This is a genomic window from Leifsonia sp. 71-9 (genome assembly GCF_001898805.1).
In the GTDB taxonomy this organism is placed as follows: domain Bacteria; phylum Actinomycetota; class Actinomycetes; order Actinomycetales; family Microbacteriaceae; genus Leifsonia.
On record NZ_MKVJ01000007.1, the window covers coordinates 43,458 to 66,898 of the forward strand.

22 protein-coding genes are annotated in these 23,441 nt (G+C 66.2%); 9 read left to right on the top strand and 13 right to left on the bottom strand.

The annotated features are described in order from the left end of the window. Positions 1–156: 156 nt before the first annotated feature. The 5 genes from BGO91_RS04800 to BGO91_RS04820 all read right to left on the bottom strand — a co-directional run bounded on the left by BGO91_RS04800 (position 157) and on the right by BGO91_RS04820 (position 5,457). Entirely contained in the window at positions 157–1,422 is a 1,266-nt protein-coding gene (locus BGO91_RS04800; RefSeq protein WP_290471730.1) for a hypothetical protein, read from the bottom strand. Positions 1,423–1,990: 568 nt separating this feature from the next. Then, positions 1,991–2,395, bottom strand: a complete 405-nt coding sequence (locus tag BGO91_RS04805; protein ID WP_290471731.1) for a four-helix bundle copper-binding protein — start codon at positions 2,393–2,395, stop codon at positions 1,991–1,993. A 141-nt stretch (positions 2,396–2,536) separates the two neighbouring features. Then, the gene (locus BGO91_RS04810; RefSeq protein WP_290471732.1) at positions 2,537–4,822 is read right to left on the bottom strand and encodes a cation-translocating P-type ATPase; all 2,286 of its coding nucleotides are present in this window, start codon (positions 4,820–4,822) and stop codon (positions 2,537–2,539) included. Further along, positions 4,819–5,151, bottom strand: a complete 333-nt coding sequence (locus BGO91_RS04815; protein ID WP_290471733.1) for a heavy-metal-associated domain-containing protein — start codon at positions 5,149–5,151, stop codon at positions 4,819–4,821. Before BGO91_RS04815 ends, BGO91_RS04810 begins: the two co-directional genes overlap by 4 nt. 24 nt (positions 5,152–5,175) lie before the next feature. Next, entirely contained in the window at positions 5,176–5,457 is a 282-nt protein-coding gene (locus tag BGO91_RS04820) for a metal-sensitive transcriptional regulator (protein WP_290471734.1), read from the bottom strand. Positions 5,458–5,661: 204 nt separating this feature from the next. Between BGO91_RS04820 and BGO91_RS04825 the strand changes: the two genes are divergently transcribed. The 6 genes from BGO91_RS04825 to BGO91_RS04850 all read left to right on the top strand — a co-directional run bounded on the left by BGO91_RS04825 (position 5,662) and on the right by BGO91_RS04850 (position 12,411). After that, the gene (locus tag BGO91_RS04825; protein ID WP_290471735.1) at positions 5,662–7,053 is read left to right on the top strand and encodes an MFS transporter; all 1,392 of its coding nucleotides are present in this window, start codon (positions 5,662–5,664) and stop codon (positions 7,051–7,053) included. A 213-nt stretch (positions 7,054–7,266) separates the two neighbouring features. After that, complete coding sequence (locus BGO91_RS04830) at positions 7,267–9,330, top strand: heavy metal translocating P-type ATPase (protein WP_290471758.1); 2,064 nt, start codon at positions 7,267–7,269, stop codon at positions 9,328–9,330. Between the two features lie 99 nt (positions 9,331–9,429). Then, a complete protein-coding gene (locus BGO91_RS04835) occupies positions 9,430–9,930 on the top strand; it encodes a DUF6153 family protein (RefSeq protein WP_290471736.1) in 501 nt (166 codons plus the stop codon). A gap of 95 nt (positions 9,931–10,025) precedes the next feature. Continuing rightward, positions 10,026–10,610, top strand: a complete 585-nt coding sequence (locus BGO91_RS04840) for a DUF305 domain-containing protein (RefSeq protein WP_290471737.1) — start codon at positions 10,026–10,028, stop codon at positions 10,608–10,610. A 101-nt stretch (positions 10,611–10,711) separates the two neighbouring features. Then, positions 10,712–11,545 carry a M23 family metallopeptidase gene (locus BGO91_RS04845; protein WP_290471738.1) on the top strand — a complete coding sequence of 278 codons (834 nt, stop codon included), beginning with the start codon at positions 10,712–10,714 and terminating at the stop codon, positions 11,543–11,545. Then, positions 11,542–12,411, top strand: a complete 870-nt coding sequence (locus tag BGO91_RS04850) for a hypothetical protein (RefSeq protein WP_290471739.1) — start codon at positions 11,542–11,544, stop codon at positions 12,409–12,411. Before BGO91_RS04845 ends, BGO91_RS04850 begins: the two co-directional genes overlap by 4 nt. A 42-nt stretch (positions 12,412–12,453) precedes the next feature. On the opposite strand, the gene BGO91_RS04855 is transcribed toward BGO91_RS04850, so the two are convergent. The 8 genes from BGO91_RS04855 to BGO91_RS22145 form a co-directional block, all read right to left on the bottom strand. Then, positions 12,454–12,867 carry a DUF4913 domain-containing protein gene (locus BGO91_RS04855; protein WP_290471740.1) on the bottom strand — a complete coding sequence of 138 codons (414 nt, stop codon included), beginning with the start codon at positions 12,865–12,867 and terminating at the stop codon, positions 12,454–12,456. A 14-nt stretch (positions 12,868–12,881) separates the two neighbouring features. Further along, positions 12,882–14,702 (bottom strand): type IV secretory system conjugative DNA transfer family protein, encoded by a 1,821-nt coding sequence (locus BGO91_RS04860; RefSeq protein ID WP_290471741.1) that lies wholly within the window; start codon positions 14,700–14,702, stop codon positions 12,882–12,884. Next, complete coding sequence (locus BGO91_RS04865; RefSeq protein ID WP_290471759.1) at positions 14,699–16,285, bottom strand: ATP/GTP-binding protein; 1,587 nt, start codon at positions 16,283–16,285, stop codon at positions 14,699–14,701. The genes BGO91_RS04860 and BGO91_RS04865 overlap by 4 nt, the downstream gene beginning before the upstream one ends. Positions 16,286–16,422: 137 nt before the next feature. Then, on the bottom strand, positions 16,423–17,925 hold the full coding sequence (locus BGO91_RS04870) for an SCO6880 family protein (protein ID WP_290471742.1): 1,503 nt from the start codon (positions 17,923–17,925) through the stop codon (positions 16,423–16,425). Positions 17,926–17,933: 8 nt separating this feature from the next. Further along, entirely contained in the window at positions 17,934–19,451 is a 1,518-nt protein-coding gene (locus BGO91_RS04875; RefSeq protein WP_290471743.1) for a hypothetical protein, read from the bottom strand. 2 nt (positions 19,452–19,453) lie between these two features. Beyond that, a complete protein-coding gene (locus tag BGO91_RS04880) occupies positions 19,454–20,185 on the bottom strand; it encodes a hypothetical protein (protein WP_290471744.1) in 732 nt (243 codons plus the stop codon). A 17-nt stretch (positions 20,186–20,202) separates the two neighbouring features. Next, a complete protein-coding gene (locus tag BGO91_RS04885) occupies positions 20,203–20,499 on the bottom strand; it encodes a hypothetical protein (protein WP_226657932.1) in 297 nt (98 codons plus the stop codon). Between the two features lie 24 nt (positions 20,500–20,523). Continuing rightward, the gene (locus BGO91_RS22145; protein WP_366925291.1) at positions 20,524–21,171 is read right to left on the bottom strand and encodes a DUF6668 family protein; all 648 of its coding nucleotides are present in this window, start codon (positions 21,169–21,171) and stop codon (positions 20,524–20,526) included. Between the two features lie 141 nt (positions 21,172–21,312). On the opposite strand from BGO91_RS22145, the gene BGO91_RS04895 reads away from it, so the two are divergent. Genes BGO91_RS04895 through BGO91_RS04905 form a run of 3 tightly spaced genes read left to right on the top strand, consistent with a single transcriptional unit; the run spans position 21,313 to position 23,420 of the window. Then, positions 21,313–21,558 carry a helix-turn-helix domain-containing protein gene (locus BGO91_RS04895; RefSeq protein ID WP_290471746.1) on the top strand — a complete coding sequence of 82 codons (246 nt, stop codon included), beginning with the start codon at positions 21,313–21,315 and terminating at the stop codon, positions 21,556–21,558. Positions 21,559–21,570: 12 nt separating this feature from the next. Beyond that, positions 21,571–22,914, top strand: a complete 1,344-nt coding sequence (locus BGO91_RS04900; RefSeq protein WP_290471747.1) for an ATPase — start codon at positions 21,571–21,573, stop codon at positions 22,912–22,914. Further along, on the top strand, positions 22,911–23,420 hold the full coding sequence (locus tag BGO91_RS04905) for a hypothetical protein (RefSeq protein WP_290471748.1): 510 nt from the start codon (positions 22,911–22,913) through the stop codon (positions 23,418–23,420). Before BGO91_RS04900 ends, BGO91_RS04905 begins: the two co-directional genes overlap by 4 nt. Positions 23,421–23,441: the final 21 nt, after the last annotated feature.

The following is a 23,441-nucleotide window of genomic DNA, read 5'->3' on the forward strand; positions in this document are numbered from 1 at the left end:
TGATAACCGTCGTTATGACAGTTTGTAATTGGCATATTCGCAAATCCTGCGGATACACCCCTCCCCTGATATCCATACCGACCAGCTTTGTACCCTCCTACTACCGGTCCTGGCGTGGCCCGCGGAAGCATGAGGCTTCTTTACCTCAAGGGGTGACTACATCGGATCGTTGATGTGGAGGTGGTTGCAGGTGTCGTAGAAGTCTTGGAAGTTCTGCAGGGCGGGCTCGTTGCCTGCGTTATGTCGGCAGTTGCTCTGACCTAGGCCCGAACCGTACGGCATCCTCGGGTCGAGGACTCTGATCAGAGCCAATGAGTTGCCGTCGGCGCCGGTCGAAGAACGGCCGCCCAGGCTGTAGAAGTCCACCGCATGGCCGCCACCTCCCGCGTAGTGCTGCGAATAGATCCCGGCGCCTTCAATCTGGCCGGTACAGCGACGGTTGATGTCGCTGACGCCGACGCTCGAGAAGGTATGCAGAGCGATCACCATCACTTGGAGAACCTGGGTGTCGATCCCACAGTTCGGTACAGAGCGGCCCTCCGCGATCCACTGGATTTCCATGATGTGGTCCGGATACGAACCGGATAGCTGGCCGGCAGAAACGTATCCCATCAGCTCTTGGGCAAGCGCGCGCGCATCGGTGGATACTGGCGCGCTCGGGCCCGCAGCGCGAGCCGCTGCTGCAGCAGCCGCAGCCGCCGCTGCTGCAGCTGCGGCTCGTGCGGCAACTCCGGCTTGATACTGCTGTTCTGTCATCGCTGTCGCGCTCGTGAGCGACACCAGTTGAGCCTGGAGCTCATTTTCGTGAGCAGTCTGCGCCGACAGGGCGGCGATCATCTCTCTTTGCGCCTGCACGGCCTTTGCGAGCGCTGCCTTCGACGCGGCAGCAAGGGCAGCAAGAGCATTCTTTGCCGAGACAGCCTGGTCACTGGCCGCCTTGGCGTTGTTGCTGTCCTGCGCCGCTCGCGAGTACAGACCATTGATCGTTGAAGTGAGCTTTCCCAGGCTGGCCAGTCGATACAACAGTCCGCTTGCGTCGGCCGACTTGCTGATCAGCAAGGTCCCGGTCAGGTTCTGGTCTCCCGTGCGGACCAACTTGGTCATCACCGCTGCGGCCTGCTGATGAGACGACTCAGATTTCTTCTTTAGTCGTGTTGCCTCAGCGGCTAGTGAGTCCGACTTGATCTGGCCGGCGGTCAGAGCGAACTGGGCCGCCTCGTTTTCCTTCTCCCGGGCGGCGGCGGCATCCTCGGCCGCTTTCGTCTGTATCTTGAGCCCTGCAATCAGCGCGGTAATCGCGTTGACCTGGGCCTGCTTGGCGGCCTCGCTCGATCGAGCGGCCTGCACATCGCCCCACGAAGGATAGCTATCCGCGAACGCCTTCGGGACTGCGACCACATTCCAGGCGGCGAGAACTGCCACGACGATGAGGATCGTCCCCAGACGCGACCGGGCGACCCGGCGGCGAGGCGCTAAGCGGAGAGGTCGTCGCATTTGGCTTTCGAACAGTAGGGAATCTGATTGTGGCCAGCGAATATGCCCGGTCACCGAGCTTCCGACGCTATCCCGCGGCGACTGGTCGCCTTCCCGCAACACGCCGTCGGTGGGTCCACCGTTGAGGATTGGCCCGATGCCCGGGATCGTCCGTCTCCGTGTGAGGTGTGGCCAGGCCGAGCCAGCTCGAGTGGGCTTCTCGTTGACGGGGTGAGCTCAAGGCTTACATCTCTGAGCGTGCTCGCCGCGCCGCCGAGTGAGACCATGAATCGATATCTATCTGGAGGAGATCCAATGGCACTCAGATTGACCTGCAAAGCGTGTGGTGAGGTCATCTCCGGCGGGTCCGATGACGAGTTCGTTGAGAACGCTCGTGAGCATGCCCGCAGTCACGGGCACGTCGGGCCGGCGCTCACTCGTGAGCATATTCTGGCCCGGTTCGAGCACAGCCATTCATCCGACGGGCACCAAGACCACACAGCCTCATAGCGGGTCTTCAGAGGCTGCCGATGAGGTCGGAGCATGCCTGCTCGCAGCGCCGACAGACTTCTGCGCAAATGCGGCAGTGCTCGTGCATGTCGGCGTGCTTCTCGCACTCGGCCGCGCACGCGCCACATACGGTACGGCAGGCTTCCAGCGCCGCTCGGGTGACGTTGGCGTCATAGCCGGTGTGACGTGAAAGCACTGACTCGGTGGAGGCACAGATGTCGGCGCAGTCGAGGTCCGTGCGGATGCATTTGATGAGCTCGGCGACCATTGCTTCGCTGAGGCAAGCGTCGGCGCAGCTGGTGCATGCTTGCCTGCATTCGCCGCACGCTTGGATGCAGGCTACGAGTTTCTGCTGGTCGATAGCGCCGAGGTCGGCTGGGTAGCTCTCGAGCATTTGCTGGACGGTGGACATTGGGCTCTCCTCACGGATCGGCAGTCCCCTTGCCAAAGCGACGGTACGCCGATCGCAACCGGAGCCAAAGAAAAAATGCGAGAAGACCCGAGCTGGGGGCTCGGGTCTTCCGCATTTCCAGGGGCTCTTTGCCCGCCGGAACTACTGGCCGGCAGTGGCGACGACAGCGCTGGTTCTTCTTTGCGGCACGCGGGTGGTGGTGTGTCCTTTGAAGCTGCGCAGTCGGAGGCTGTTGCTGACCACGAAGACGCTGGATAGCGCCATCGCTGCGCCTGCTAGCAGCGGATTCAGGAGGCCCAGCATGGCCACTGGGATGGCTGCGACGTTGTACGCGAACGCCCAGAAGAGGTTTCCCTTGATGGTTCCGAGGGTGCGCCGGGCGAGCCGGATCGCATCGCCGACGGCGAGGAGGTCACCGCTCATCACGGTGATGTCGCTGGCGGCGATGGCTGCGTCTGTCCCGGCGCCCATGGCGATACCGAGGTCGGCGGCGGCGAGGGCGGCCGCATCGTTGACCCCATCGCCGACCATTGCCACCACGTGACCGTCACTTTGGAGCTGACGGATCGCGTCGAGCTTGCCCTGTGGGGTGACGCCAGCGCGGACGTCGCGGATGCCGACGCGTTCGGCGATCGCCTTCGCGGCACCCTCGTTGTCGCCGGTCAACAGCACCGGGGTCAGTCCAAGTCGCCGGAACTCCGTGATCGCGGCCGCACTGGACTCCTTGATGGTGTCGCTGACTACAAGTGCACCACGTACCGCACCGTCCCAGCCGATCACGACAGCGGTCATCGCTTGGCTCTCCGCAAGCTGGATGTCCTTGGCGATGTCTGCCGGCAGATCGAGCGCCCACGCGTCGGTTAGCCAGGAGGCGCGTCCGATGACGACGTGGCGGCCGTCGATGACGGCCTGGATGCCGAGGCCCTGCTCGGAACGGAACGACTCCGCTGGGGCAAGCGGGATCCCGCGGTCGCGCGCGCCGTCGACGATGGCCCGGGCCACAGGGTGCTCCGACCCGTGTTCAGCGGCGGCCGCTACGGCAAGGACGATGCCTTCTTCCTCGGCCGCGGCGGTGTGCACGGCGGTGAGACTCATCCGGCCGGTGGTGACCGTGCCGGTCTTGTCCAGCACGATCGTGTCGGTGCGGCGGGTTTGTTCCAGGACCTGCGGGCCACGGATCAGCAGGCCCAGCTGCGCTCCACGACCGGTACCGACCAGTAACGCAGTCGGGGTCGCCAGGCCGAGCGCACACGGGCAGGCGATGATCAGCGTGGCGACGGCTGCGGTGAACGCCGGCTCGATACCGGCACCAAGCGCCAGCCAGAGTACGAAGGCCGCCAACGCCAGACCGATCACAACGGGCACGAAGATGGCCGATACCCGATCGGCCAGGCGCTGCGCTTCGGCCTTGCCGGTCTGGGCCTCTTCCACGAGCCGCCCCAGACGGGCCAACTCCGTGTCGGCGCCGACCGCGGTGACCTCGACCACCAGGCGTCCGCCGACGTTTACCGTGGCACCGGCGACGTGATCGGTGGGGCCGACCTCGACGGGAACGGATTCGCCGGTGAGCATGCTCATATCGATCGCGGATGAACCCTCAACCACCTGGCCATCGGTCGCGACCTTCTCCCCTGGCCGCACGACGAAACGATCACCGAGGACAAGAGAGGTCACCGGCACCCGCGTCTCGACACCGTCGGTGAGGAGGACAGCGTCTTTCGCACCGAGTTCCAGCAGCGCCCGCAGCGCCGCACCGGACTCGCGCTTGGCCCGGGCTTCGAAGTAGCGGCCGGCGAGGATAAACACGGTGACCGCAGATGCGACCTCCAGATAGATCTCATCCGCACCGGCGCCTGGAGTCGTGATCAGCTGGAAACTCATGTGCATGCCCGGCATGCCAGCCATGCCGAAGAACAACGCGTAGAGGGACCAGCCGAAAGCAGCGATGACGCCGACGCTGATCAGGGTGTCCATCGTGGCTGCACCGTGCCGGGCGTTGACCCACGCGGCACGGTGGAACGGCAACGCACCCCAGACCGCCACGGGTGCGGCAAGCGTTAGCGCGAGCCACTGCCAGTTGGTGAACTGGAGAGCCGGGACCATCGACAGCACGACCACCGGCAGAGCCAGGGCCGCCGACACGAACAGGCGTCGGCGCAACTCCATCGTCTCCCGGTCGGCCAGTGACCCGGCCGGCTCCTCGACGGTCTGGGGTGGGGCCGGCACGGTGGCGGTGTAGCCGGCGGACTTTACCGCAGCGATCAACGTGGATGTGTCGACGCCGTGCGCGCTCACTTTGGCCTTCTCGGTGGCGTAGTTGACGGTCGCCTCAACGCCCTCGATCCGGTTGAGCTTGCGCTCGATCCGGGTGGCGCAGGAGGCGCAGGTCATCCCGCCGATCTCGAGTTCAACCGCGTCGGCACTCATGCCGTGACCAGCGAGTATCCCGCCTCGTCGATCGCGGCGCGGACAGCGTCAGCGTCAAGAGGCGTCGCCGAGGAAACTGTGACCTTCGAGGTTCCGCCCGCGTTCAGCTCCACGCTGACCGCTTCGACACCGTCAAGGGCTTCCAGCTCTTCGGTGACGCTGGCCACGCAATGCGAGCAGGTCATCCCGGCCACCAGGTAGTCGACCGTTGGCGCGGTCGAGGCCACGGAGGCGGTGTCGGTGTGACCGTGAGCGTCCGTGCTGCAGGTGCACGCGCTGTTCTTGTCAGTGAGCCCGAGGTCGCTGTTACCGGTGGTTGTACTGCACATGAGATTTCTCCTTGGATCGTGTGGTTAGGAACGGACGAGTCGGGCGATCGCGGCGGATGCTTCGCGGATCTTGTCTTCGGCGACGGTGCCGCCTTCGGCGGTGGCTTCGGCGACGCAATGGCTGAGGTGGTCATCCAGCAGGGCAAGCGCCACCGTCTCCAGCGCTTTCGTCGCGGCAGACACTTGGGTGAGCACGTCGATGCAGTAGGTGTCTTCTTCGACCATCCGCTGAATGCCACGCACTTGGCCCTCGGCACGGCGCAGCCGTTTGAGGATGTCTTCTTTGTTGTCGATGTAGCCGATCATGATGCTCCCTACGCTGATACCCCACCAGGGTATGCATTGTAACTCGTCGGAATGCCGATTTGTCAATCAGCCGCAGAGCTTGACACGCATACCCCCCGTAGGTATAGCTTATACCCCCGCCGGGTACACGGCAATTGTTGAGCGCAAAGGAACCCCATGTTTAGTCCCCCGCCAGCCCCCCACCCGAGGCGGTGGCTCGGTCTCGTGTTGATCGCCGCCGCCCAGTTCGTGGTCATCATGGACACCTCGATCATTGGCGTCGCTTTGCCGGACCTGCAACGCGCGTTGGGCTTCACGCCGGAGTCGTTGTCGTGGGTATTCAACGCGTATGTGATCGCGTTCGGCGGCCTGCTCCTTCTCGGTGGCCGCCTCGCCGACCTGTTCGGAGCACGGAAGATCTTCGTCACCGGCTGGCTGGTGCTGATCGCCGGCTCGATCCTCGCCGGCGCCGCCGGGAACGTCGGTGTTGAAATCGCCGGTCGAGCAATCCAGGGCGCCGGAGCTGCGCTGATCGCACCGGCCGCACTGACCCTGCTGATGATGCTTTTCGGCGGCACCGCCGAACTGCCGAAGGCGTTCGCCGTCTACGGAGCTGCCGCGCCGATCGGCGGCACCGCGGGAGTCTTCCTCGGCGGTGTGCTGACGGAGTACGCCAGCTGGCCGTGGGTGTTCTACATCACCGTACCGATCGCCCTCCTCGTCCTCGCATTTACCGCCAGGTCACTGCCTCAGACGGCGCGAGGTGCGGCCGGTTCAATCGACGCAGCCGGCGCTATCACCGCCACCGGCGGCCTCGCCGCAGTGGTCTATGCGATCGTCAGGGCACCCGAACTCGGCTGGCTGACTACTCCCACCCTGGTGGTACTCGGTATCGGCATCGCGCTGCTCGCCGCGTTCTTCCTCATCCAGGCTCACTCGCGGCACCCGCTGCTACGCCTGGGCCTGCTGCGCGCGCCACAGCTCGGCTCCGCCAACATCGCACAGCTGCTACTCGGTGCCGCCTGGGTATCGATGTGGTTCTTCCTGAACCTTTACCTGCAGCAGGTGCTCGGCGCTGGAGCCTTCGCCGCTGGAGCGGCGCTGCTGCCCATGACGGGCCTGATCGTGCTGGGGATGGTTGCTCTCGCACCGCGGTTGCAGGCACGGTTCAGCGCGAAGACCATGATCGTCACCGGGCTTCTGCTGCTGGCCGTCGGGCTTGGCTGGCTGGCACTGGTCCGACCTGACGGCAGCTATCTGCTAGATGTGTTGCCGGCTTCGCTCGTCGCAGCGCTCGGCATGTCGCTCGCCTTCGTCCCGTCCCTGGGAACAGCAATCGGGGCCGCTCCGTCCGCCGAAACCGGGATCGCTTCAGGGCTCGTGAGCACCAGCTACCAGATCGGCTCAGCCCTCGGCCTGGCCGTCCTGACCGCCGTCGCGGCCAGCATCACCGGCACCGGCACCAGCCAGATCGCCCTGACCAACGGCTACGCGGCGGCCTTCCTCGGCGCAGCCCTCGTCGCGGCCGCCGGCGCCATCATCGTTATGGCGACGATGCGACGGCCGCGCGCCCTTGCCCCCGAACCCCAGACGGCAACCGTCGGACAGTCCCACTAATTAAGGAGGGGCGCCCTCGGGCGCCCCTCACACGGGCGACCACCTCTTGACACATACCCCCTAGGGGTATAACTTCCTGGTATGGGCACGCCAGAACAGGACCACAGCATGCACACCCCCACCTCGCGGCCGCCTGCCGGTCAGCACGACGGCATGGACCACGGCGCGATGGGACACGACCACCACGGCCATGAACAGATGGATCACGCTGCGATGGAGCACGGCAGCATGGACCACAGCGGGCACGGCGGGCATGGTGACCACGTCGGCCAGTTCCGCCGGCTGTTCTGGATCATGCTCGTGGTGGCGATCCCGGTCGTCGTGTTCTCCCCGATGTTCGCAATGATCCTCGGCTACCCGCTTCCCGACGCGGCCTGGGTTGCGTGGATCTCACCCGTACTCGGCACTGTGATGTACGTGTGGGGCGGCAAGCCGTTCCTCACTGGCGCGGTCAGTGAACTGCGTGCGTTGAAGCCGGGAATGATGCTCCTGATCGCCCTGGCGATCACCGTCGCCTTCCTTGCCTCTTGGGGTGCCAGCCTCGGGCTGCTGGATCATCAGCTGGATTTCTGGTGGGAGCTGGCACTGCTGATCGTGATCATGCTGCTCGGACACTGGATCGAGATGCGGTCCCTCGCGCAGACCACCTCCGCGCTGGACTCGCTGGCGGCCCTGTTGCCGGATGAGGCCGAACGGGTCGAGGGTGAGACCACCGTGTCCGTCCCACCGGCCGAGCTGCAGCGCGGTGACCTGGTCGTGGTCCGGCCGGGCGGACGGGTACCGGCGGACGGCAGGATCGTCTCTGGTACGGCGAGCATGGACGAGTCGATGATCACCGGAGAATCCCGCACCGTCCGCCGTGACGTCGGAGACCCAGTCGTTGCCGGCACCGTCGCAACCGACTCCGGACTGCGGATCGAAATCACCGCCGTCGGTGACGACACCGCCTTAGCTGGAATCCAACGCCTCGTCAGCGACGCCCAGAACTCCTCATCACGGGCGCAACGGATCGCTGACACCGCCGCCGGCTGGCTGTTCTGGTTCGCTCTCGGCTCCGCGGTGATCACGGCGCTCGTCTGGACGATGATCGGACAGCCGGATGACGCGGTCGTGCGAACGATCACTGTGCTGGTGATCGCCTGCCCTCATGCCCTCGGCCTGGCAATCCCCCTCGTCGTCTCGATCGCGACCGAACGGGCCGCCCGCGGCGGCGTCCTGATCAAGGACCGGCTGGCGTTGGAGAGCATGCGCACGGTTGACACAGTCCTGTTCGACAAGACCGGCACCCTCACAAAGGGCGAACCGACCGTCACCGCTATTCAGACCGCTGGCAGCATCCAGCAGGACGAACTCCTCGCTCTCGCAGCCGCAGCCGAGACCGACTCGGAGCACCCGCTGGCGCGGGCGATCGTGAGCGCAGCAGGCACCCGCACACTTACCGTGCCGGCAGCGTCCGATTTCGAATCCTCCCCCGCCGTCGGAGTCTCCGCGACGGTCGACGGACACCGGGTGCAGGTCGGCGGCCCGAACCTGCTCGAGCAGGAGAACGCGGACGAGCTGGACGGTGTCGAAGAATGGCGTGCCGACGGTGCGATCATCTTGCACGTCCTCGTCGACGGACAGGTGGCCGGGGCCTTGAAACTGGCTGACGAGGTCCGGGAAGAGTCCCGGCAGGCCGTCCAGGCGCTTCAGGCGCAGAAGGTTCAGGTGGTGATGATCACCGGGGACGCCGAAGCGGTGGCGAAATCCGTTGCCACAGAGCTCGGAATCGACCGCTACTTCGCCGGTGTCCGCCCGGAGGACAAGTCCGCCAAGGTCAAGGAGCTGCAGGCCGAAGGCCGCAAGGTGGCGATGGTCGGCGACGGCGTCAATGATGCCCCCGCCCTCGCCCAGGCTGACGTCGGCATCGCGATCGGTGCCGGTACGGATGTGGCGATCGCCTCCGCTGGTGTGATCCTCGCCAGCGACGACCCCCGCTCGGTGCTCTCGGTGATCGAGCTATCCCGGGCCAGTTACCGCAAAATGAAGCAGAACCTCTGGTGGGCCGCCGGATACAACCTCATCTCCGTTCCCCTCGCCGCCGGCGTGCTCGCCCCGATCGGGTTCGTGCTGCCCATGTCGGTCGGCGCCCTGCTCATGTCCCTGTCGACCATCGTCGTCGCACTGAACGCGCAACTCCTGCGCCGGCTCGACCTGCGCCCCGAGACAAGTGTGCGCGCCGCAACCAACCAACCCGCACTCGCGGAACCGTCCCGGGAAACAGCATCAAGACGGTGACCACAGCGCCCAGCGGTGCGGGCATCGGCCACACCCCCTGGGCGTATCCAGAATCACGCGTTACCCTAGGCGCGTCCGTTCGAATCGGTTGGAGGTGTCGTGGTCAGCAACAGTCTTCGCTTGCCACGACGAAACAGCTGGCACCGGATCGCGTTCCTGGCCCTCGGTGTCGCGGCGATCGTTGTCGGGTTGCTGGCGATGCACGTCATCACCGCCACGAGTACCGACCACACCGGCCACCACACCGCCGCGACGACCCACGAACACACCGACACGATGCTGATGACGGACACCTCTCCGGCCGGCGCCGCCGCGACGACCCACGAACACACCGACACGATGCTGATGACGGACACCTCTCCGGCCGGCGCCGCCACGACGGACTGTAACGGCGCCTGCGAGTCCGGACACAACATGGCCAGCATGGCCTGTCTGCTGGCGCTGCTGATCACCACCCTCATCCTCACCGTCCGAGTCATCATCAGCCGGTGGGGCAGCGACCTCTATCGGCTCGTTGCAGCGCTTTCTGCAGCGCTACCGGCCGCGCTGGCTCCCCCATCGCCACCGTCGCTTCTCGCTCTCTCCATCAGCCGAACCTGATTGCTCCTGCGCCCGGTCATACCCGGGCACGGTCGACCCGTCCTTATGTCGGGCCGGAAACAATCCTTTTTCGAGCAAGAGAGAAGCAATTCGCTATGAAGTTGAAGATGATGGTGCTCGCCTCGGGCGCTCTCGCGACCGCACTGATCCTCGCCGGCTGCTCCACCACCACTGGCAGCGGTCACTCCGGCATGGACATGGGCGGCTCGTCCAGTTCCGCTACGGCAACCGGCGCGCACAACAAGGCCGACATTTCGTTTGCCCAGAACATGGTGATGCACCACCAGCAGGCCATCGAGATGGCCGATATGGTGCTGTCAAAGACCGGCGTGAACGCGAAAGTCACTGAGCTTGCGCAGAAGATCAAAGCAGCGCAGCAGCCCGAAATCGACACCATGAACGGCTGGCTGAACACCTGGAGCGCCTCCGCCGGGATGTCTCACGACATGGGCGGGATGATGTCGGACTCCGACATGAAGGCGCTCAAAGACGCCTCCGGCGCCGACGCAGGGAAACTGTTCCTCACCCAGATGATTCAGCACCACCAAGGTGCCATCGACATGGCCAGCGAGGAAGTAAAGACGGGAAAGAACACGGACGCCGTGGCCCTGGCGAAGAAGATCGTCACCGATCAGACCGCCGAGATCGCCACCATGCAGAGCCTGCTCGCCAGCCTCTAATCCGTCCCACCCCCGCGGGTGTCGTCGCGACCCCACAGTCCCCCCTGCAGCGGCGGCACCCGCCCTATCCTCTGCGCCCCAACGGCGCACGGAAATGAGCCATGACCGACACCCCCGGCACACCCCGAGACCCGCGCCGACGCGACCTCCGCACGAACCGGCTACGCCAGACAACGACCGCCTCGACACGTCGTAAGCAGCAACAACCGCACGGGTCTCCCGTCCGCGTCAGGCGACTGCGCTGGCGATCGTTGCTCGCCGGCAGCGCCGCCGCCCTACTGGTGGCACCGTTTGCCCTGCCTGCATTCGCCAACTCCGCCGAACCAGACGCGATCCCCGTCATCCGAACGCTGGAAGGCGCCCAGACGGTCGAGGTCGCAGCCGAGGCCAGCATCGCAGCGATCGCCCGGGAACAATTTTCCGTCACGAATCCGCCGCCACCCAAACCCGTCGTGCCTGCCGCATCCCGGGGATATTCATCGATCGCGGACACCTTTACCAACAACCCGGCCTCGCCCGTGCAGTGGCCCTTCACCCGCGGCGTGCCGATCAGTGATGGATTCGGATACCGCAACGCCCCCTGCTCCGGATGCTCCTCCATGCACCAAGGCATCGACATGAACCCCGGCGCTGGAACACCGATCCAGATCATCGCCGACGGCGTCGTCTATGAAATTGGCAACCCCAGCGGTGAACTCGGCGTATACGCGATCATCGACCACGTCATCGACGGCCAAAAGGTCAGCAGCCTCTACGCCCACATGCTCCAAGGCTCCCTCCGCGTCCAAGTCGGCGACCAGGTGAAAGTGACCGACATCGTCGGTCAGGTCGGAAGCACCGGAATGAGCACCGGCGCCCACCTTCACTTCGGGATCTCCCTGAACGGCACCCCCATCGACCCGTTCCCCTACATGAAACAGAAAGTCGGCTCGTGAAAACCCGCCACCGCTACCTGCCCGCGCTCCTCGCCCTCGGCGGACTCCTCCTCGCCGGCTGCACCGCAGCACCGCAACAACCACAACCCACCGTCAACGCCGCCGCAGCACTCGCCCACATTCACGACCTCGCCATCGACCAGCAAAACCACATCCTCATCGCCACCCACGACGGCATCTACCGACTCCCCCCGCTGGCCGGCGGCGGCACACCCACCGGACCCCTCGGCGACGCACACTTCGACGCCATGTCCTTCACCAGCAGCGGCGACACCATGTTCGCCTCCGGCCACCCGAGCCCCGCCTCCCCCGAAGCCTTCCAAGCTCCCAACATCGGTGTAATGCGAAGCACCGGAGGAAACGACGACTGGACCAACACCTCCCTCGGCGGCAAGGTCGACTTCCATGCACTCACCACCGCCCGCGTCGATGCAGCCACCACGATCTACGGGCTCGACGCCGCCACCGGACAAGTACTTCGAAGCGAAGACAGCGGCAACACCTGGACCAGCGGCGCGACAATCGACGCCATGGACCTCGCCGCACAACCCGGAAAAGCGGACGCCCTCTATGCGACCGCCCGCGCCGGCATCGCCATCAGCACCGACAGCGGCAAAAGTTTCACCATCGACACCACCGCCCCGATCCTCAACCAAATCGGCTTTTCCACTGACGGAACCATCTACGGCACCGGCCCGGACGGGTACCTCTGGCAAAAGACCGACCGGTGGCAGCGCGGTGAAGTTTTCCCAGGTACCCCGCAAGCATTCACCGTCTCAGCCAACGAAGTCATCGTCGCCACAGACCGCGGCATCTTCAGCACCGCAGACCTCGGCAACCAATGGAAAGCACTCTGGCGGCCATAGCGAGCTGCGGCATGTAGCGATCCCATCGCCCCTGACGAACCGTTAGTCGGGGCGTCGCATGTCCGGGAACAGGCCAGCCGGTGGAGCCTCGTAGGGCAGCGGCTCGCCGCGCTTGTTCTGATCGTCCGACGCAGCGAATGGGCCGTTCGGACTGAGCAGTGCCGGCATGTGGTGGTCGGCGTGATCGCGCCACCAGACGCTCATCCCGGTAGCCGGGTCGAGGCGTAGATGCTCCCACGCACGCCACAGCGCGTCGAGTCGACTGAGCGCTTCGGGGTACTCCCACCAGCGCGCGGCCCACTTCATCCCGCCCTGAGCGCCCACAGGACGTCGGTAGACCTTGATCAGGTACTCGCGCACGAACTCGTCGACCGAGCCGTAGAACAGGTCCGGCTCGGGCGTCTCGCCGGCGTCGTCGACGGTCGTGCCCTGCTCGTCGAAATCGTCGTCGCGCATGTCGTCCTCGTAGCTCACAGCCGGTCCTCTCGTGACGCGGCCGCGTCGAGCCAGGCGCGCGCCCCAGCTGAGCCGTCAGACGGATTCAACCTGGCGCCAGGAGCAACTGAAGTCCCGTTGGCGGGGTCGTGGGCGGCGATCGACGCGCGAACCGCGTCGGCCTGGTCGCCGCGCATCCACGGGACCGTCTCAACCAGCGTCGCCGGAGCACCCGAAGCGAAGACCACGGCGCGGCCGCGCGGAAGCGCGGCCAGGTCCGCAACATCCATCGTCCGCTCACGACGAATCGAGTTCGACGTCGAGCGTCCGCCGCGGCCGACGCTCACGGAGGCGGTGCGCTTGTCGTGGTCACCGATCAGCTGCGACATTTCGGACAGGAACTCGGTCTCGGCCACGCCACCGCCGTAGACCTTGACGTTCGAGGCGGACCAGAGCTTGCGTATTCCGTTGCGGCCCCAGACCTCGACGCCCTGAGACCAGGACTGCAGGATGGTCATCAGGACGATGCCGCGGGAGCCGTAGTGCGAGTACAGGTCGGGCAGGGCTTCCCATCGGCAGACGTTCGCCGCTTCATCGAGCACTCCGAGCATCGGTGTGGCGAGGCGCCCGCCGGCTTGCGTGGTGGCCAGCTGCTCAGCCGCCTCGATCGTCGCGGCGGTGAGCGCTGTGACGAGTGGGCCGGCGGTGCCTTTGCCCTCCTTGGAGAGGCTGTAGAGCGTGTCCGAGCTGCGCACGAACACGTGCGGGTCGAAGTGCGGCCGCGCATCGCCGGCGAAGTTGCCGTCAGTGGGGGTGACCCATGCGGCGATCTTCCGACTCTTCAGGCAGGAGGCCATCTGCTGCGCGGTGCCGAACACGCCGGACCGCTGATCGGGCGCGGCGAACACGTACCCGGCGACCGCGTCGGCCACCTGGTCGTAGCCGTGGTCGCGCAGGATGTCGATCGCCTTCTCGTCGCTGGGTCGGGTGGTCCAGGTGAACACCTGAGTGATCGGCAGATTGTCCAGGGCGGCCGCCAACAGCAGCCCGGCGAGGAGATCCTGCCCGGCCGGGTCGAAGTAGGCATCCGCGCGGGCATCGCCCGCGCGGGAGCCGGACGCGAAGTGATTGGCGAGCTTCGCCGCCTGCTCCTCGTCGGTGACGTAGGAGAGCGGATTCCACCACCATGACGGTGCTTCCAGGGCGATCCCCTGAGGATCGAACGCCCAGACCGTGCCCTTCTGCGCCCGGACGTCGCGGGTCGCGTCGAGCACGTCCCGTTTGTTCGAGGTGACGATGACAGCGCCCGGGGCGCTGAGAATCGCCGGGATCGCCCGGGAGGTCGTCTTACCGGTTCGCGGACCCCACACGTCGACGTGCATGTCCTCCGGGGAGCCGTAGAGCCAACGGCGGCCGGCGACGGTGATGCCGATCGGCACACCGAGCCATCCAGCGACCCCGAGCCGCTGCGCGGTGCTCTTCGCGCCCTTGGTCGAGAGCGCGGCCAAGTCGCGGCCGCGGCCCATGTGTCCGGCCGCGTGGTCCACGCGCGAACGGCGCCGGCGGCGCTTGGCGATCGCGACCATGATCAGGATCGCCAGGGCAACGACGATAGCCGCGGCGACGATGATGATCCACGTGGCCGATGGCGGCCACACGTAGGCGCCTTTCAACGTGCCGAAGAACACCGTGAACGGGTTCAGCGGCAGGCCGGGGTTCACCCCGTCGAGCTTGGAGCCGAGGGTAACGGCGACCCAGAGGCCGCCGACGAGGACGACGACGATTCCGATGAACACCCAGACCAGGGCACCGTCACCTGCGGCGGAGGGCTCCTTGATGCGGTTCGTGGGGCTCATGCCGAAACCTCGGCGCGGCCGACCGTTCCTGTGCGGGAGACGGCGTGCCACAGCTTGTTCGTGTCATTGATGTGCAGCTCGGCGTCCGTGAGTTCCACGGTGAACGGGATCCCGGGGCGACCGCCGACCTTGATCAGGAACTTGCCGCGGCCCGGAGGATCGGCCTCCTGGCCGGTGATCGGGTCCCACGCGGGCGGGTCCTGCCACCCCTGCAGCATCTCTTGCTCGGCGCGGGACATGCTGATGGCGCTGTTCAGCAACGGCATCTCCTTGGAGGGAAGACCGCCGCAGATGACCATTCCGGAGCGCTCGACGAAGCCGGCCGCTTTCATCCGGTCCTCTTCGGTTGGGAGCGACATGAGGTCGCTCATCGTATGGGAGATCATCGCCATGCCAACGCCGCGCTGTCGGTTCAGGCGAGTGAGCGCGTCTACCCGGTCGACCATTCCGCGGCCCGCGCGGAGCGCCCGCCACAGTTCGTCGAGGATCACGAAGTAGTGGCGGCGAGGGTCCAATCCAGCATCCGCCAGTGCGGTCGACACGTTGACCGTGCCGAACCCAGCCGACCAGCACGCGAGCAGCACGGCGGCCTGTAGGTCCGTCTCGGAGTCGTCGATGGTGGAGACGTCATAGACGACGGGTCGGTCGCGCCGCATCGGCGTGGAGGTCTGCTTGGAGAACAGCTCGCCCAACCGGCCTCCGGTGGTGAGGCCGATGAGGGATGCTTCCAGGTTCTCGGTGATCGCGTCGTACCGGGCGCGGTCGCCGCGATCCAGCGCGACGGCGCGCAGCTCCGGTGGCGCCTGACGGATCAGATCGAGGAGATCCTTCAGTACCGGCACACCCTCATGCTGCTCGTCGAGCAGCTTCAACGCCCGATCGACGATCGTCTCTTCCCGATCGGTCGGAGGCGATTTCCGCATGATCGTCAGCAGCGCTGACACCATCGTGAGGCGGCGGCCGTGCGCATCCTGCAGCACTTCCGCGGCCAGTTCGTCGTCGCGCTTAGCCCGCTCGGCGCGGGTCGTGACGGAGCCGACAAGGGCGGCGATCCGCTCGCGGATCAGCTGCGCCCGGTCGGGATCCTCCGGCACCTCGAGCGAGCGCAGCTGCGCGAGCTCGGCTTCTTCCGCCGCGGCTGCCTCCCGTTCGGCCTGGGCGGCGTCGCGGAGCAGCTGTGCCGCCTCCTTCGCCTCGCCCGGGTCGAGGATGTTCAAGAAGCCTCGGCCGCGGCCGAGGCGGATTACCTGGCCGCCGAGGGCTTCGATCAGATCTACGTAGTCCGGCTTCAAGTCGCCCAGTACAAGCGGCTGGACGCCGTATCCGGCGAGGCCGGTCGCCATCCGGCGAACGATGGTCGACTTCCCCAAGCCCGGCTTGCCGAGCACGAACGCTGACGGGTTCGAAATCAGGTTTGCGCGCTGAAACCACGAAATCGGGTCGCAGCAGACCGTGCCGCGATTGACCAGGTGCCGGCCGAGCGGCACACCGATCATCGGCGCACCGGTACCGACACCGAACGGCCAGAGCCCGCACACCTGAACGGTGGTGCCGCGCCACTCGGGGGCGGCGGAGAGCACCATCGTCTCGCCGCGGCCGCGTCCTGGGTAGCCGCGTGCCGGCACGCGCCGCGGCGTCGCCGGCGAGGGTGCTGCAGCTTGCGCAGCGGCCTGCTCGATGCGGTTGCTCGAGCGGGAGAGCTTCTTGTACCAGCTGGCCATCAGAGTGCCCCTCTCAGCTCGGCCGGCAGCTTCAAGTGCTTGGGAACAACGATCCCCAGCGGGAGGGCCGCAGCAAACGCGGAGTCCTGAGCGCCGGTCACAACTCGCAGACGAAGGCGGGCCGTTGCTGACAGGTTCTCAATCGCCGCTTTCGCGTCAGCAGCTCGGGTCGGGTCGGTCACCGTGGCGGTGACGACCATGCCGAAGTTCACCAGGCCAGCGCCGTTCGCTTCCTCTTCCGCGGTGGCCATCGCGGCGCGGGTTCCCACCACGTCGCGGGCGGTGGGCCGGTCGCTGGAGGTCATGTTGAAGCTGGCCGCTCGAAGGTCTGACTGGACGATCGCCGCAGCTCTGGCGACGTCGATCGGGCGGTACAGCCAGGTCACCCGCTTGCGCGCGATATCCCGGTGCGGGGCCAGGAATCGGGTGAGGATGTTGGCCTGCACGATGCCGCGCGGAGCCTCCGTCATCTGCCACGTCACCGACAGGGCAGAGTCGTGCCGGTAGCTGTCCCAGTTCGCCTGAGCTCCAGAAGGGCCGACGTCGGACCAGCGCAGTTCGAACGGTTCGCCCGACTGATGCGCATCATCGATCAGCTCGGCAATCTCGGGGTCGTAGGCGATCCGGATGACCTCGCACAACTGCTGCGCGCCCAGAGGGCGGGCCGCGCCAGCACCGGTCGCTGAGAGCGCCTGAGTCAGACCGGGCAGGCGTGCCGCGAGTTCACGGCCCATCTCGTCAGCGTCGCGACGTCGACCATTCGTGCGGGTCGCCGCAGCGAACGTGATCGACACGTACGCCCGGACCGTGGCAGATCCGGACGGGTAGCTGGCGACGACCTCGCGGAGCATCGCCTGAGCGAACGCGGGTGCCTCCGGGTCGATGTTCAGATTGACCTCACCACGCAGACGCCGCCCGGTGTCGGGGGCGGTCTCGATGGTGACAGCTGCGGCGACGATGCCGGCCTCGTCGCCCAGGTTCGCCAGCCAGTGACCCCAGTCGGCAACCCAGCTGTCGATCTGTTCCTGATCGACCAGTGCGGCACCATCGGGTTCCGTGCCGATCACGACGGTGTAGTCACCGGCAGAGGGCACGTAGATCATCGCGAACGGTCGCCCGTAGGAGTCGGTGTACTCGCTGAGCCGGGACTGCGCCGCAAGGCCCGGCAGCTGAGCGGTGCCCCAGTCGGTCCGCCCGAGAGGGCCCGAACGGTACAGGTTGGAGCCGGACGAGCGGGCGCGCGTCCAGTTCAGGCGGTTCGTAGTGCGCGTGAGCGCGCTCTGACCGTGCTTGTCCTTCACCGCGACGGTGAGCAGGAAACCGGCCATGATTGCGAACACGATCACACCGTTGATGAGGCCGCCGAACATGACGGTGATGACCGTCGCGACCAGGCCCGCCAGGAGCACGATCGTTCCCACCATCCCCAGCCCCAGGAGGCCGGGTGTCGTCGGTCGACGCCAGTTCCCGTACGTTCGGACCTGAGCTTGCGTGTTCGCCATGCTGACTCCTAGTTACTTCCCGATGCGCCGTCACCGGCTGCATCTGCCGCAGCGGCGCGCACTGCGTCGGCTGCCTTCGCTCCTGCTTCAAGGCCCTTCTGGGCTGCCATCACGCCGACACTGGCGGGGCCAGCTGCCGCGGCTCCCCCCGCTGCGGCTCCGCCGCCAGCGCCCGCCGCTTTCCCGGCAGTCGCCGCCGTCCCGGTGTTTCCGCCCGTCGGCGCGGGTGCAGGCTTGGTAGCCGGACTGTGGGTCGCGCCGGTCGCTTTTGGATCGCCGGTGGCTTTCGGATTGCTGGGAGAACCGCCGCCTGAACCGCCGCCCGTGTTGGCTTTGCGAATCGCGCCGGTCGCCAGTTCCGCGGCGCCAGCGCCAGCGCCGGCGGCAAGGGCCAAGCCCGCTCCGCCGCCGCCACCAACCTGGGACACCATTGGCGCTACGAAACGCATTAGTGCTGGCAGTGCCACGAGCGCCATCGCCATGAGTGCGAGGCCGGTGAGGATTTTGATCAGACCGCTCCCGTCATCCTTGAACAGGTCGGCGCCGGTCAGCTTGAATGCGGCCGCGTAGACGATCGCAGCGGCCGGCTTGTAGAGAATGAACGCGATCAGCCAGCCGGTGCACTTCTTGAACCAGGCTCGCCCGGTCTCCGTGTTCGTAAACGCTGCGGAGATGGGGAAGATACCGGCGAGCAGCACGAGCATGCCACCGCGAATCACCATCAGAATCACCTGAATGTAGGTGAAGAACGTCGCAATGATGCCGACGATGAGCAAGGCGATAAGGCCGATGGCGCTGGTTGAGCTGATGCCGATCATTGCGGTGATGTTCTGGCCGAAGTCCTTGCCAGTCGCGCCGTCAAGAATCCATTTCGAGAAGCCGTCGGCCGCCGCGACGGCGAGGCCGATACCGGTCAGACCGGCAGCTGACACAACGACCAGAGTGAAGAGCGACTGCAGCAGGTCCTTGCCTGCCTGTGCTCGCTGCGTCCAGGCCATTCGAGCACCGGCGATGATCACCGACAGCACGGCCAGGCCGCCGGTGTACCACCAGAGCGAGTCTTGGATGTAGCCGACTGCATCCGATGCGTTCGAAGATCCCATGCCCGGCAGGAGCGCCGCGACGATGGCCGAGGCTCCGGAGATGAGGATCACCGCGGCGATGACCACGCCGAGGCGACCGAGATGCCGCTCACCGTCGCCACGGCGACGGTTGACCGCCAGGAGCGCCCCGCCAGCGATCAGCGAGAGTACGCAGATAGCGAGGGAGATCCACACGGACCACTGAAGGATCGTAAGAAAGCCCGATGCGCCCTGAGCGCCCTCGGCTGAGTAGTTAGTGGCGGTCGAGCCGCCACCGGTGAGGTTCGGCGTAGGAACCAGGACCCACACCGAACCGAGGGCAGAAAATGCCTTGCCAACGCCCTCCACGACGTTGTTCACCAGTTGCTGCAGGCTGTCGTTGGTCGCCTTAGAGACGATCGCCCCTCCCGCGCAGACGATGTCAAGCGGTGCGCATCCGGCCATGACTACGCTCCAGACCAGGGCGTATATCCGCCGAGGCTCTGCAAGGCCGCGGGCGGGATCGGCAGGTTACCGCTGTCGTCAGCGATGAATTTCCAATCACCTTCGACCCAGGTCAGCTTCAGCACGAGGCTCACTAGCTGGCCCGTCGAGTAATTGAGCGCCAGATCGATTGTTGCGTTCTTTCCGTCGTACGAGTCGACCTTGAATCCCGCAATCTGGGCCCGATACCCCGTCGAATCGGAACTCTCGCTGCTCCGCGCCTTCGCCGCGTCACGACCAGGGCCCGGCGCAATGAGACTCGGCAGTTTGGCGCGAGTAGTCGCGTCACTTCCGAGAGCGATGAAGTTAGCCGAGGCATAGAGCGCTCCGGTTGCCGTATGTGCATAGCAGCTGCGGAAGCCGTCTGTGTCGATCTTGCCCGGGCCGGCGCCCTTACGGTCGGTCGGAGCCGCGATTGTCCCGACAAGCTGCCAATCCGACTTGGGGGCGTCGTCGAGCGACGACGTGGCCTCATAGCCCTTCAACCCGCAAACGCTCGGGTCGGCATCGGTGGCGGTGGAATGAGTGGCCGTGCTCGAGGGCGTTGGTCCGGTGGTCGGCTTCGCCTGCCCGCCGATCACCGTTCCCACGACTAGGACGACCGCGCACAACAGCACGACCCCGACGATGACCGCGGCGACGATGAATCGCCGAGTGGTGAAGGGGTTCGACTCGGATGGCTGGTTGTCGGACATGCGTCTGTTCCCTTCGGTCAGCTGACGAGGAAGCCGACGAGGCTGGCAGCGCCGGCGATGACGATCACGCCGGCCATTGCCATGCCGAGCGCGCCGAGGTGTGCTCCACCCTCTCCGCGGCGGCTCTCGATCGCGAGCTTCGCGCCGATGATCATCAGGCCGATGATTACGACGCCGAGGGCGAGCCACTTCACCCAGCCCATGACGGCGATGAACTTCTCGGATCCGGGAGGGGCTGAGCCGTTCCCGGGGTCGGGGACGTCCAGGGGAACGAAGGAGTTCACGGTGTCGAGAACGGTGTGGAGCGTGTGCATTGTGCTTCCTTTCGGTCAGGCCGGTTAGGCGCTGGTCGTGTTGGTCAGTGCGCTCACCGCGGTGATGAGCGCCCGAACGTCCTTGGGTGCGTGCTCGAGGTTGGGCGTCTCTCCGAGCCGCCATGCCTCTATCCACGGGATGTGCCAGGTGTGCGGTACTCCCCCGGAGACGAGGTGTGCGAGCTCCCTCAGGGGCTTGGGCAGTTTGCCGGGCGCGTCAGCGATGATCACGAGGCCGAGGAGGTTTACCGAGGGCAGCACACCGGATGCCCACTCGATCGCGGCGCGCTGCGCGGCCGCGAGGCCCGAGGCATTCGACCGGGCTACAAGGACGACGTTCGTCGTCGCACCGTCGTAGCCGATCGGCCAGGCATGGCCGGCGGTGCGAGATCCCGCGACCAGGTTGGCCAGCGTGGACTCCCCCGCGCCGCCATGGACGCCGAGCCACCACAGCGGTGCGGGACGGTTGACGTCTCGCCGCGGAAGCCGATCAGCGTGATCAGGCGCGGGAACGCCCGGCTGAGGAGCGGCCGGGCGTGGGAGTTCGCGGCGAGCTCGGGGCGGCGGTGCCTCCTGAGGCACCGCCGGTCCGGCAAGCCACGGATGTTGAGAGTCCGTCACCGAAGATCCCCCTTCTCGGAGTCGACTATCTTGTCTACCGCCAAGTATCACCCGAACGGGGGACGACTATCGACATACTGTCAACATGGTTACTTCGACCCCCGGAAGGAAGCTTACCCCGAATGAATGCAAATAGACCCAAACAATGGCAAACAGTGCCATTTCACTTAAACACTGGCATCATTGCACAGCATGGAATGGTTTTCGGTTGACATGGGGGCGCTCGACGATCTTTTCGAGGGTCTCCCGACGACTCTCAGCGTGAGCGAAGCCGCGAAAGTGTTCAACGTGAGCGAGCACATCATCCGTGCAGCAATCGGCTCAGCCGACCCCGAAGAAAAGCTCCCAGCCCTGAACTTGGGACGCGGATACACAATCCTCACCGCGGACTTCAAGAAGTGGGCGCTACGGCGCTACACCGGCCACAGCGACGACTAGGAAGGCGGCCACATGGCTCAGCAGGAATCCTCGCACCCCACCATTCGGGCGATCGTGAACCCGGACGCGACCGGGCTACTGGTGATCGAGGGGACTCACCACGAGGTCGCCGGCAACAACGACACTCACGTCCGCGAACAGATCCTCACCCAGGTCACCGGCCGAGCCCGCATGTACGGCCGGCCGGTGATGCTCATTACGCAGGACGCGATGGGCCAAGGGCAGCTGATTGTGTCTCCGGACGGCAGTGTGGAGGCCGTCGGAGAATTCATCCCTGCTGAGCCAGCAGCGGCCGCAGAAGACACCGTGCAGCGGGTGGAGGTGCCGCCGGCGTACGACGTCGAGCGCATTCCTCCGCCCCCTGCCGCGGTCGCTGCGCCGCAAGCTGCAGCGGAGCAGGCCACCGTGCCGCCGCAGGCGACGATCAGCGAGCGGCGCGCGGCCCGCGCATCCTTCCTCGAGAAGGAGGCACCCGAGCAGCCCGCCACGCAGGGATGGCGTGGCGTTCTCGCCCGCGTCGGCGTCCAGGTCGCGCCGTCCGAGTCGGAACTGGCCGAACGCCGCGACGTGCACGCCGTGAGCCAACATTGGCCCGGCCCGCGCACGATCGCGATCGTCAACGGCAAAGGCGGGGCGAACAAGACCCCGACAACGGCGCTCCTGTCCGCGGTGTTCGCCCGCTACGGCGGCTCGGGCGTGCTCGCCTGGGACAACAACGAGACGCGCGGCACGCTGGGCTGGCGCACCGAGCAAGGCCCGCATGAGGCCACCGTGCACAACCTTCTCCCGCAGACCGAGCGGCTGCTCTCCCCCGCCGCACAGTCATCGGACCTGGCACATTTCGTGCACCACCAGACCGGCGACAAGTACGACGTGCTGCGCTCCAACCCGCAGGCGCTCTCCGCTGACCAGCGGATCAGCCGCGTCGAATTCGACGCGCTCCACCAGGTCGCCAGCAAATACTTCCGGCTGATCTTCATCGACTCCGGCAACGACGAATCCGCCGAGCGGTGGCAGCAGATGATCGACCGCAGCGACCAGCTCGTCATCGCCACCACGGCGCTGGGAGAGCACGCGGAAGCCGGCGCGCTCCTGCTCGACGGACTGGCACAGCGGGACGAACGCTCCGCAGCCTTGGCCGACAACGCCGTTGTCATCGTCTCCCAGTCGGAGAAGAGCGCTGACAAGGGCGACGCCCAGCAGATCGCGAACGGCTTCGCGGCGATCGCGCGCCGAGTGGTCACCATCCCGTTCGATGAGGCCCTGCACAGCGGCAAGATCCGCTACGACGCCCTCAATCCGATCACGCGCCGCGCATGGCTCGCCGCGGCGGCCGCAGTAGCGGAGGGCCTGTGAGGCGCGCCGCCGGCGTCGCCGGCGTCGCCCTCGCGGCTCTCCTCCTGACCGGGTGCGCACCGCAACTGTCGCCGGTCTCAACGCCGGTCGCAACCTTTCCCGATGGCACAACCAAGACCCCGCGCTCGACGCCCACCGATGGGCTCAATGACGGGCCGAAGGCCCCGACTCCCGCTGCAGCCGACTCCAGCAGCCAGGCGGCGGCCGTGAAGCTTGCGGAGAAGTTCATGACGACCTTCGCGCGGCCGCAGCTGGACGCGACGACATGGATTAACGCCCTGTACCCGATGCTGACCCAACAGGGCGCAGCCGCGTACGAGGGCACCGATCCATCGAACGTCCCGGTCCACCGCGTCACGGGCAGCGGGACGGTCGTCGACGGGGCCACCGACTACGCGCTGGTCGTGACCGTCCCAACCGATATCGGAACCTACGCCGTCTCGCTCACCCGGAAGGCACCGACCGACCCCTGGCTCGTCGACCGAATCACCCCACCGGGGAGGTAGACACATGCAGCAAGGCGGCAA

What these genes read in the sequence shown, in the direction of transcription:
- BGO91_RS04805 (WP_290471731.1), bottom strand. Translation starts at nt 2,395, where the DNA reads ATGTCCACCGTCCAGCAAATGCTCGAGAGCTACCCAGCCGACCTCGGC.
- BGO91_RS04810 (WP_290471732.1), bottom strand. Translation starts at nt 4,822, where the DNA reads ATGAGTGCCGACGCGGTTGAACTCGAGATCGGCGGGATGACCTGCGCC.
- BGO91_RS04815 (WP_290471733.1), bottom strand. Translation starts at nt 5,151, where the DNA reads ATGTGCAGTACAACCACCGGTAACAGCGACCTCGGGCTCACTGACAAG.
- BGO91_RS04820 (WP_290471734.1), bottom strand. Translation starts at nt 5,457, where the DNA reads ATGATCGGCTACATCGACAACAAAGAAGACATCCTCAAACGGCTGCGC.
- BGO91_RS04830 (WP_290471758.1), top strand. Translation starts at nt 7,267, where the DNA reads ATGGAGCACGGCAGCATGGACCACAGCGGGCACGGCGGGCATGGTGAC.
- BGO91_RS04840 (WP_290471737.1), top strand. Translation starts at nt 10,026, where the DNA reads ATGAAGTTGAAGATGATGGTGCTCGCCTCGGGCGCTCTCGCGACCGCA.
- BGO91_RS04845 (WP_290471738.1), top strand. Translation starts at nt 10,712, where the DNA reads ATGACCGACACCCCCGGCACACCCCGAGACCCGCGCCGACGCGACCTC.
- BGO91_RS04855 (WP_290471740.1), bottom strand. Translation starts at nt 12,867, where the DNA reads ATGCGCGACGACGATTTCGACGAGCAGGGCACGACCGTCGACGACGCC.
- BGO91_RS04860 (WP_290471741.1), bottom strand. Translation starts at nt 14,702, where the DNA reads ATGAGCCCCACGAACCGCATCAAGGAGCCCTCCGCCGCAGGTGACGGT.
- BGO91_RS04865 (WP_290471759.1), bottom strand. Translation starts at nt 16,285, where the DNA reads ATGGTGCTCTCCGCCGCCCCCGAGTGGCGCGGCACCACCGTTCAGGTG.
- BGO91_RS04870 (WP_290471742.1), bottom strand. Translation starts at nt 17,925, where the DNA reads ATGGCGAACACGCAAGCTCAGGTCCGAACGTACGGGAACTGGCGTCGA.
- BGO91_RS04875 (WP_290471743.1), bottom strand. Translation starts at nt 19,451, where the DNA reads ATGGCCGGATGCGCACCGCTTGACATCGTCTGCGCGGGAGGGGCGATC.
- BGO91_RS04880 (WP_290471744.1), bottom strand. Translation starts at nt 20,185, where the DNA reads ATGTCCGACAACCAGCCATCCGAGTCGAACCCCTTCACCACTCGGCGA.
- BGO91_RS04885 (WP_226657932.1), bottom strand. Translation starts at nt 20,499, where the DNA reads ATGCACACGCTCCACACCGTTCTCGACACCGTGAACTCCTTCGTTCCC.
- BGO91_RS04895 (WP_290471746.1), top strand. Translation starts at nt 21,313, where the DNA reads ATGGAATGGTTTTCGGTTGACATGGGGGCGCTCGACGATCTTTTCGAG.
- BGO91_RS04900 (WP_290471747.1), top strand. Translation starts at nt 21,571, where the DNA reads ATGGCTCAGCAGGAATCCTCGCACCCCACCATTCGGGCGATCGTGAAC.